Genomic DNA, 11526 nt, shown 5'->3' on the forward strand with positions numbered 1-11526 from the left:
GAAATCCTACATGGGAGAGTAGTAAACCATGATGAAATTAACGGAACTTCGGAAATGGCTTCACGATGACATTGAGGGACAAGCGGAGCCCGATCGGACAGGAAACGAAATCGCAGTCATCGGCATGGCATGCCGCTTCCCGGGAGCCAACAACCCGAAGGAATACTGGGAGATTCTTGCCCAAGGCTTGGATTGCGTTCGTCCTTTTCCCGAGAGGAGAAAACAAATCAATCAACCCTATCTGGTAGCCAAGGGCATTCCCGGAGATACGGAGTATTTCGATGCGGGCTTCCTGGATGAGGTGGATCTGTTTGATTGTGAATTATTCTCCATTTCCCCGAGAGAAGCGAGCCTCATGAGCCCGAATCAACGGATTTTTCTTGAGCTGGCTTATCAGGCGCTTGAAGATGCGGGATATTCCGGGAAACGAGTAGCCGGTTCACGTACAGGCGTATACATCGGCCATAGCACAGACTTTGGAATCAGCTACAAGGAATTTATTGAAGCCGTTACTCCTGAGCAGGCTGGCATGGCGATTCCGGGTAACCTCAATTCCATTATGGCCGGTCGAATCGCCTACCTTCTCGATTTGAAAGGTCCCAGCCTGTTGGTGGATACCGCATGCTCATCGGCTTTATCCGCTGTCCATCTCGCGTGCAAAGCGATTCTCAACCGGGAATGCGATATGGCGATCGCCGGATCGGTCAAGGCGGATCTCCTTCCACTATTAACGATCCGTGAAAAAGAAGACGAGCTAGGGATTACATCTCGATCCGGGAAATCCTTAACGTTTGACGAAAAAGCAGACGGAACGGGGCTCGGCGAAGGTGCGGGAGTTCTTGTACTAAAGTCGCTCGATCGCGCACTTAAAGACCGGGATTTCATCCATGCTGTGATCAAGGGCTCCTCCATGAATCAAGATGGCAGCTCGATGGGGTTAACCGCACCAAACGCACAGGCGCAGCAAGAGGTGATTATAAGCGCTTGGAAGAATGCCGGTATCCATCCGGAAACCCTCACATACATGGAAGCGCACGGAACCGGAACGAATCTTGGCGACCCCGTCGAACTGAATGGCATTCGAAAAGCGTTCGAGGCTTATACCGACAAAAAGCAATTGTGCGCCATCGGTTCGGTCAAGACCAATCTGGGGCATTTGGATCATGCAGCCGGAATGGCGGGGCTGCTCAAGGTGATTCTAGCTATCAAGCATCAACAGATTCCGCCGACACTTCACTTTCAAAGGCCGAATCGAAAAATCAGATTTGAGCTGTCTCCGGTCTATGTCAACGATTGCTTGCGTCCATGGAATTCGGACCCCTCGCCTAGAAGGGGTGGAATCAGCGCCTTCGGGCTTAGTGGAACCAACTGTCATGTGATCGTAGAAGAACCGCCGACTCCATGTGAACCTCCGGGAAACCGAAAGGCCGAGGGCGGAAGTATGTTTACACTCTCGGCAAGAAGTCGGGAGACATTGCTGGAATCGATCACTCAGTTTCACCACTTTCTGAACCAGCGGAATGATCTTCGAGTAGAGGACATTTGTTATACCGTAAACGTAGGTAGGAAGCATCAACCGGTTCGGGTTGCCATTCTTGCGGACAGCTTAGCCGATTTGTTGGATGAACTGCAAACTCTGATCACGCGTGGATTTCAAGAGGATACTCATCGTTTCTTTGGCGAGCATCGGCTTGTTTCAAGCAAAAAGCTAGAGCGTGAAGCAGGAGAAATCACGGAGGAAGAACTTCTCCAATTATCAGCAGAGGCTAACAAGCGAATATCACAGCTGAAGGAAGTTGGCGACAGGTCTGCCTCTCTGTTGATTTCCTTGTGCCAAAGCTATGTTCAAGGAGCGGATCTAGACTGGCAAGCCCTCTATACGACCGGAGGCTGCCAAACCCTGTCGTTACCTTCATCTCCTCTCATGCGGAGAAGCTGTTGGGTTCATAAAACGACAGAACCCTTACAAAATCGGGATAACGCTGTCAGAATCCAGGCGAATGAAATACCGGACTTTCACCCGCTTGTTCAGAACCGAGCTGAAACGAAAGACGGCTTCATTTATTCCAGCTCGTTATCATTGGATCGCAATTGGGAGCTTCGCGACCATCTTGTTGGAGCAAACCATGTGCTGCCGGGAACTGCATGGATCGAAATGGTGGCAACCATCAGTCGACGAGAGTTTCCTTCCTGTACACCGCACATTCGAGATCTCTTGTTCCTATCCCCTTTTATGGTGGAGGTTCAGGAGACGAAGGTCATTCAGACCATCCTGCAGCAGCGTTTCGGCCAGTGGGAATTTATCATCTCCAGCAAATCGGGATCCGATTGGGTGGAGCATGCTTCTGGAATACTGAGCTTTGCGGATTCGAAGGACGATGGCCTTCTTGATCTCGAAGAGATCAAAAGACGCTGCAGCGGATATGAGCGCATTCAGTTCTCGTATGAGCTTGGAAATCAGATTGAAACCGGTCCCCGCTGGGAGAGCATTCAAGAAATCAATGCCGGGCATGGAGAGTATCTTGCCTTCCTGCAGTTGCCCGAACCTTATGTGGCTGAGACAGAGCTGTATACCCTTCATCCCGCCCTGATGGATGAAGCGGTTAATATTGCTCTGAGAACCATTGGTGACGGATTATTTCTTCCCTTTTCTTACAAATCCATGATCATTCGACAACCGCTTCCGGCATCCGTCTACAGCCATGTTATTCTCCAAGAGAATCCTGCCAAACATGCGGATACAGCGACCTTTCAAGTTACGCTGTCAGACAGGAGTGGGAACATTTGCGCTTCGATTGAAGGCTATACGGTGAAGAAGGTCCACGATAACCGCTTTGCGAACGGAGATCCGGTTTATCGGCTTAAGTGGGTGGTAGACGACGATCCGTCTCCCCTCCAGGAATCGGTAACAGGAAGATCGCTTCTGGTCTTCCATTCGGGGAGCGACCAAAGTCGGAGGATCATTGCGGAGGCTCGAAAGAATCATCGTGTGACCGAGATCGTCTTCGGCCGCGGCTTTCAAAGAATAGATGCCGACCATTATGTGATGGAAGGCAATGAAGAAGATTATGAGCGCCTCTTCCGAGAAGTGAAAGCCGAGGGATATCAACACATCCTTCACCTGGCATCTGTAGAAGGGAAGGCCGAAATCGATTCATTGTCCGCCTTGAACGTTCGACTCCATACCGGGCTGTACAGCCTGTTTGATTTGACCAAAGCCTTGCTTTGGTCGCAAATGAAGTCGGTTAAGAGTGTGACGGTTCTGTCCAGCTACGCTCAACAAGTTACCGGAGAGGAAGAAAGCATCCATCCGCATTCTTCTGCGATAGCCGGATTGTGCAAGGTGGCTGGCCAAGAGAATGCTCACTTAAAGTATCGTTTCGTGGATATCGATGAAGCTACCGAACCGGATTTGGTATTACGGGAAGTGTTTACCCAACAAGGCCGCGATGAGGTAAGTTTCCGGCAAGGTATCAGATATGTCAGGCAGATAGAGCGAGCAAGTTTTCATCAGATTCCGAAGCCGGTCCAATTCCATACCGATGGGGTGTATGTCATCACAGGGGGAATGGGAGGAATCGGTCTTGAACTGTGCAAATTCCTGGCTTCCAAAGAGCATGTCCATCTCGCAGTGATTGGTAGGACGCCGATTGGATTGGAGTCGAGCGTCCAAGATCCTGATTCATCCGCTGCTTCGCCTAGAGCGATCGCGTTGGAGGAAATCAGACGAAGCGGCTCCGAGCTGGAATACGATCAAGGCGATGTATCCGACATGGAATCGATGAGGCCGCTTCTGGAGAAGCTGCGAAATCGATATGGTTCGATTCGAGGGATTTTTCACTGCGCGGGGGTAGCGGGAAACGGATTCCTTATCCATAAGGATAGAGCGACATTTGATCAAGTCATCAAACCGAAGCTGCAGGGAACCTGGGTTTTGGATCATTTGACAGAATCGGATCCGTTGGATTTCTTTGTTCTGTTTTCGTCCATTACCTCTTTCCTGGCAGGCGCCGGACAAGGAGATTATACGGCAGCCAACCAGTATCAGGAGGTTTATGCTTCTTATCGAAATCTCCGTGGGAAGGAAACCTTGTCCATCCAATGGCCGGCTTGGTCGGAAACGGGAATGGCCGTCCAATATGGTACAGATTTGAACGGCGAGATCTTCGAAGCGATGACGACAAAGGATGCTCTTCGGGCCTTTGAAGGGTTGTTGGGCATTTCGGGCTCCTTCATTCCGGGAGTCCTCCATGAAGGAAGGTATTTAAAGCAGCGGGATCATTTGTCGATCCGGTTGTCGGATAGCCTGGAGTCCTCCTTCCGACGTTCAGAGCGTTCCGCTGATGGTCGAGAGGATCTTACGCATAGGGAAGCTCCTATCAGGAGAGATGCTAACGGGCTTTCGAGCGAGGATGTGGAGAAGTCCATTTCCGAGATCTGGTCGGAGATATTGGGAATGGATTTCATCGATCCCTACAGAAGCTTTTTCAACATGGGCGGAGACTCGATTTTGGCCACCTTCTTGCTGAAGGCGCTGGACAAACGCTTTCCAGGCGTTGTGGATATTAGCGATATTTTTACGTATCCAACGGTGATGGAAATGGCGGCGTTCATCAAAGAGAAGAAAGGGGTCTCTACGCTTATCGCGGTTACGGTAGCGGAGCAAACGGAAATCTCCGATACTTCTTCGACTCTTTCGTACGAGAATTCAAAAGACATCGCGATCATTGGCATGTCGGGGAGATTTCCGCAAGCAGCGAACCTTTCTCAATTTTGGGAAAACCTGATATCGGAAGTGGACTGTATTCGGGACTATCCAGAGGAACGGGTGAAGGATATTCCGGAGGGGCTCTCCAAGGATCCCGAAACCTTTTACAAAGGCGGGTTTCTGGACCGTATCGATTTATTTGATCCCGATTTTTTCACGATCGCTCAACGCGAAGCCGAATTTATGTCTCCTGCCCAACGAATGATGCTGGAGGTTGCCTACGAAGCGATGGAGGATGCCGGATTCGGAGGAACGGCACTAGTGGGGTCCCGCACCGGTGTCTATATCGGCATGGATCATACGAACCGAATGACCTTTATCCCGGATGAGCTTACCCACGACCCCTTGGCGGTTCCGGGTAAGTGGACGGGGCTGCTATCCAGCCGCATTTCCTATACCTTCAATCTGAAAGGCCCCAGCGTAGTTGTGGATACGGCATGTTCCTCTGGTTTGGTCAGTGTACACCTGGCCTGCAAATCGATCTTGAACGGCGAGTGTGATCTAGCCATTGCCGGCGGCATCTGTTTGGAAACATCCCCATCTGTCAAGGGAGACCCTCTGGAAAGCGTCACTTCCGAAGACGAAAAGGTCAGACCCTTCGATGAGAAAGCGAACGGGACGGTATGGGGAGAAGGGGCGGGTGCCATTATCCTCAAGTCCTACTCAGCGGCTCTTGCGGATGGAGATCCGATCTATGCCGTGATCAAAGGCTCTGCAATGAACAACGACGGGGCGTCACATGGCGGCATTACCGCTCCTGACGCACTCGCCCAGGAAGAAGTGATTGTAGCGGCATGGAAGGATGCGGGCGTCGATCCGACGACGATCTCCTTTCTGGAGGCGCATGGAACCGGGACGAAATTGGGTGACCCTATCGAAATCAAGGGACTGACGAACGCTTTTCGCAGGTTCACGAATCAGAAGCAGTTTTGCGCTGTTGGTTCCGTTAAGGGTAATATCGGACATACCGTGGCGGCGTCCGGCATCGCCTCGTTGATCAAGGTGGTGTTATCGCTGGAGCATAAAATGATTCCGACCACTCTTCATTATGAACGGCCGAACTCTTTTATTGATTTTCAGCAAAGTCCTCTGTTCGTGAACAATAGAATCTTGAATTGGACGGTTGATCATCGGCCGCGAAGGGCGGGGGTAAGCTCCTTTGGATTTAGCGGAACGAACTGTCACATGGTACTGGAAGACGCCTCTTCGTTGAATCGGAAGCATGTACTCGACAATGGACTTCCGGGTATTTTCGTCATCTCCGCCAAAACCAAAGCCTCGCTTCGAGCCTTGCTCAACAACTTTGCGGATTACTTTACCAAGCAGGAGCCCGACTTGAGAGACGCCTGTTATACAACTCAGGTTGGGAGGGGCCATTACACGTATCGGTTTGCATTATTGGTGAGTGATGTCCGAGATTTAATCGGTAAGATCCATACCCTCCTGTCGGAGGATTGGGATGATGGCGAGCACACGTTTGGACAGAATCGGTCCGTCTATTACGGTCAAGTTGCGAAGCATCCAGCTAATGCCCGCTTCAACCAGCAAGCGGAAGCTCTCGTGGAGCAAATACGAAGTCAAGGCATGAACTCCGTTTCCCTGTTAGAGGAGCTGTGCAGCCGGTATGCAGGGGGAGCCGACATCCCGTGGTCTCGTCTTTATCAGGATCGAACTTCTAACCGAAGAATCCATTTGCCGGTTTATGCCTTTGAGAGAAGGCGCTGCTGGCCCGGTAACCGCGCCCAGGAAGCTGATAGATCGGAATGGTCGCGGAAGGACAAGCTTCTTCACATCTATGAAGAGGTGTTGGGCACGGCTGCCTTCGATCGGGACGACAGCTTCGAGAATCTAGGCGGCAATTCCATTCTAGCCATAAAACTGGTGGATGAGATCAATGCCGTGTTCCCGGATGCCGTCGTAATCACGGATGTGTATTCCCACCCCTCCTTTCATCACATGTACCGTTTTCTTGAAGAACAATCGGCAATTCCGGGCGGAATCGAAAAGAACGAGCCAACGTCAGTGGGAAGAGATACCGCCACTGAGCTTCGGGAGCTGTTGCAAAAGATCAAGAAGGGCCGCTTGAGCGTCAATGATGCATTGCGAACGATGGAAGCGGGGAGGCACAGAGAATGAGACGGAATGCGGAACTGCCCAAGTTGATTCTGGAGCAATTCAGAGATGGACATATCGAGGAACAAGCCGCTTTGACGCTGCTCGCGTCCTGCGAGGAAGTCGCTCTGGAAGAGATTGCGGTAATCGGAATGGCTTGTCGATTCGCGGATGCAGAAGATCCGGAGCAATACTGGCAGTTGTTGAAGTCAGGGGCTTCCAGTATCGGAGAATTTCCTGTCTCGCGACTGCGTGATCTACCTATGCAAATGAAAGATCCGGAAGAATGGGCTCTCAGCGGATATTTGCCGACGATTTCCGATTTCGATGCGGAGTTTTTCCGGATCTCTCCAGGGGAAGCCAGGCTGATGAATCCGGTCCAGCGGATCTTCCTGGAGGAAGCATACGCGGCTATTGAGGATTCAGGCTACGGGGGTACGAAATTATCCGGTACTCGAACCGGTGTCTATGTTGGACTCGATTCCAGTCAGCAATCCCAATACCTGAACCTGGCAGACAGCTCCGATTTTCTCGCATTGTCCGGATCGGTGACTGGAGTCCTGTCCGGGAGGCTTTCGTATATTTTGAATCTGAAGGGGCCGAATATGGTGATCGATACGGCCTGTTCCTCCGGTTTAGTAGCCGTTCATACCGCATGCCAGGCAATCCGCAGCGGAGAATGCGACATGGCGATTGCCGGAGGGGTGCAGCTATCCGTTCTTCCCCAAACCGCCGATCACCCCAATGAAATTGAAGCCCATGACGGAATCTTACGGGCCTTTGCCAGAGATGCTTGCGGAACCGTTTGGGGGGAAGGCGCAGGAGTTGTTGTGCTTAAGCTCTTGTCAAAGGCTTTAGAGGATAAGGATCCGATATTGGCGGTGATCAAGGGCAGTGCGGTGAATTGCGACGGAGCTTCCAACGGACTTACGGCTCCCAACGCGGATGCCCAGGCTGAATTATTAACCCAAGCGTGGAATTCGTCAGGGATTCATCCCGAGACCTTGTCTTATATCGAGACCCATGGAACAGGGACTCCGCTGGGAGATCCCATTGAAATCAAAGGCCTGATGAAAGCCTTCGAGTTGTATACGGACAAGAAACAATTTTGCGGAATCGGTTCGGTTAAGGCGAATATCGGTCACACTGTCGGAGCTTCCGGCATGGCCTCTTTGCTAAAAGTCATTTTGTGCATGAACAAGGGAGAAATCCCGCCTCTGCTCCATTTTCAAGAATCCAATCCCCACATTTCGTTTCCTGAAACGGCGCTTTATGTGAATGATAAACGGCGAGTCTGGGAGCAGGATAAGGGCATAAGAAGAGCGGGAGTCAGCTCCTTTGGATTCAGCGGCACCAATTGCCATGTCGTTTTGGAAGAGCCGCCACCCCTAGACGAAGCGGCACCTGTATCGTCCGAGCCGCAAATTCTGACTCTCTCCGCAAAGAATAAAGAATCGTTGGCTATGCTGGTGAAGGCGTTTCATCGATTCGTCAAGGAAGGCACTCGACTCCGACTGGAAGACCTCTGTTATACAGCCAATACGGGACGAGGTCATTACTCGCACAGAATCGCTTTTGTCTTCGAGCACCATCACGAGTTGACGAACCAACTGGAACGAATGGTTGCGAGTGGAAATTTTTCCTCCGATGCGACTCCAGGGATCTTCTGCGGACATGTTCAAACCTACAGGTTGTCCGAAGCGGAGCTTGAACGTCTGCAGCAGAAGGCGGCTATGGCGATGGCTCCGATCACCTCGGGGATGATTTCCTCCGATCTCCGATCTCGGCAACTGTCCAAGCTGGCGGACATGTACGTTCAAGGCGCTTCAATCGAATGGGAAGGACTGTACGTTCAATCGGACGCGAGAAGAGTCCGGCTTCCGGTTTATCCTTTTCAAAGGAAGCCCTTATGGATAGAAAAGCTTGAATACCGCGGTTCGGCGAACCGGCATTCGTTATTAGGGAGATGCGTTTCCCGTTCCGATGCCGCCACGATCTATGAAGCGAACTATTCACCGACTACTCATTGGGTGCTGGCCGATCACAAGATCTTCGATAAGCATGTCATTCCGGGTACGACTTATCTGGAGATGGCGAGAGCCGCTGGTGAACTGTTTTTCGGGAACGGAGACCTGCAGATTCGCGATGTGATATTCCTGGCTCCGTTGATCTTGAATTCTGGAGAATCCCGAACCGTTCGCACGGTGGTGTCCGAATCGGCAGCGGGTTTGGAATTTACCATCACCAGCATCTCCTCTTCATTTGAAGGAGAGGAAGAGAAGGTTCACGCGAGCGGTAGAATTCGCAGGAATCAACAGGCTGCCCGCGACGATGGCCGGGGCCGAATCGAGACCATTCGGCAGGAGAATAACCGGAGAGAGGATCTTGCTTCGCTGGCCGGAGAGCCATTTTCATTCGGTCCCAGATGGCGGACGTTCTCGTCCGATGCCTATTATCACGATGGAATAGCGCTGGCGGAGTTGGTTCTGCCCGATGAAATTCAGGCTGACCTAGCCGAGCTGCCGCTTCATCCGGCTCTGTTGGACAATGCCGTAAATCTTCTCAGTCCCAACACATCCAATGCGATGTATCTGCCGCTGTCTTATGGAAGCATTGAGGTTTACCGGCCGATAACGGCGCAAATGTACAGCCTTGTTCAACGGCGTGAGGCGACGCTCCTGCAGGAAGAGACCGCTAGTTTCGATATTACGCTCTATGACAAGGCCGGTCATGTGTTGGTTGATATCCAGGACTATGTCGTCAAAAAGGTACATGCCTCAATGCAAAATTCTCTCGCCGGATTCGGAGGGAGCATCCCGCTTCATGCTATGCGCTGGAGCGTCCTTCCTTCGCTGGAGAAGGAGATGACCGTCTCCGGCGGACGATGGATCCTATTCGCCAATCAAGGGGAGCAGTCAAGTCCCTGGATCGAACGGCTTCGCGAGAAGGCGGACCAGCTGATCGTCGTTCACGATGGAGACCGCTATGCCAAGCACTCCGACGATCACTATAGCGTCGGAACTGATCCTGAGGATTATCTCGCCTTGTTCCGGGATTTGGCCGGGAAGCCCTTCACCAAGGTGATTCACGCCTTCTCCCTCTATGAAGCTCAGCAGACGGAGGACGACGCTCCCTATGTTCGGGGTAATGCGAAAGGGGTTAACAGCCTTTTCTATATCGTCAAAGCGTTATTAGCCAATCGGATCAAGCAAAGCTTGGACATCATCCTCCTGGCGGATTACGTTCAATCGGTAACGGGAGAGGAGCCCGATTTGAATCCATGCGCAGCAGCATTGTTCGGACTTGGATCGGTCGTTGGCAGAGAATATTCTTTCCTTCCGTGCAGAAGCATCGATGTGGATCATCATACCGAATGGACCTCTCTCGTTCATGAGATTGTCGCCAAGGTACCCCTGAACTCGGTCACCTATCGAAACGGCATCCGATATAGCAGCGAGCTTGCCGAAATTCCTCCGAGCGGTTCATCGGAAAGAAACATAACCCTTAAGAAGGATGGAGCTTACCTGATTTCGGGAGGCTTGGGGGGAGTTGGACTGACGCTGGCCGGGTATCTCTCCGCCATGGAGAAGGTCCACTTGATTCTTTTGCAGCGGACTCCGTTTCCGGAGAGAAGGCAATGGCAAGCGATTCTGGAGGAAGGCGAGGATGAACGGATCTGTGCGCAAATCCGTTCTCTTCAGAGCTTGGAGGAAGCGGGATCGAGGGTTCACCTCTATTCCTGCGATATAACCCGATTGGCCGATGTGAATAAGGTAATGGCTGATCTGAAGCAAAAGCAGCTTACGGTTCACGGTATCATTCACAGCGCAGGCATTGCTGGCGACGGATTTCTCATTCATAAGGAAGAAGCCGTCTTCCGGAATGTAATGGATCCGAAGATCTACGGAGCCGTTTATCTCGATCTTGCAACCCGCGAAGAGCCGTTGGATTTCTTTGTTCTATGCTCCTCGATAGCGTCTCTTTTCCCGGAGGCCGGGCAAGGAGATTACACCGCAGCTAACGCCTTCCTTGATGCTTACGCCGCCAAGCGGGCCAAAGCCGGGAAGCCGGTCCAGTCCGTTAACTGGCCCGCTTGGAAAGAAGTTGGAATGGCTGCCCGCTACGGTCGCGACGACTTGGAGGACACCTTCCAGGCCATTACTCCCGCATCAGCGGTTCTGGCTTTTGAACGATTGCTTCAGCTCGGAATCAGCAACGTGGCCGTAGGGATGCTAACCTCACGAGTTGTACGAAAAGAGACTCATGAGGAGAGACGCTTGATCGATCCGGAAGAGTCCGTCTCTGCGGTTACTTTATTGGGGAGACCGGACGGGTTATACAGTGAGATGGAGGTAAGTCTTGCTCGGATGTGGAGCAGGGTGTTGGCGATCGATGAAATGAACATATACCAGAGCTTCAACAGCCTTGGCGGAGATTCTTTGCAGGTCATGCGTCTTCATCGGCTTATTGAGGAGCAATATCCCGGAAGGATCGTCATCTCGGATGTATTTACCTATCCAACTCTCAATAAGTTGTCCCGTTATTTGGAGCAGACCTTTCAGGAAGAGGAGAGTCATTCGACGGAAGCGGATGAAATCGATCTGCTGTTGGATCAGGTAAAAAGCGGTACATTCACCTTTTGACGA

2 protein-coding genes are annotated in these 11526 nt (G+C 51.7%); both read left to right on the forward strand.

The features are described 5' to 3' along the window. Window positions 1–28: 28 nt before the first annotated feature. Entirely contained in the window at window positions 29–6904 is a 6876-nt protein-coding gene (locus tag BN2684_RS18230; protein ID WP_058303548.1) for an SDR family NAD(P)-dependent oxidoreductase, read from the forward strand. Further along, window positions 6901–11523 (forward strand): type I polyketide synthase, encoded by a 4623-nt coding sequence (locus BN2684_RS18235; protein ID WP_058303549.1) that lies wholly within the window; start codon window positions 6901–6903, stop codon window positions 11521–11523. Before BN2684_RS18230 ends, BN2684_RS18235 begins: the two co-directional genes overlap by 4 nt. Window positions 11524–11526: the final 3 nt, after the last annotated feature.

This window comes from Gorillibacterium timonense, assembly GCF_001457415.1.
GTDB lineage: Bacteria > Bacillota > Bacilli > Paenibacillales > NBRC-103111 > Gorillibacterium > Gorillibacterium timonense.

Coding starts and splice junctions, on each gene's coding strand:
- BN2684_RS18230 (WP_058303548.1), top strand. CDS start 29: ATGATGAAATTAACGGAACTTCGGAAATGGCTTCACGATGACATTGAG.
- BN2684_RS18235 (WP_058303549.1), top strand. CDS start 6,901: ATGAGACGGAATGCGGAACTGCCCAAGTTGATTCTGGAGCAATTCAGA.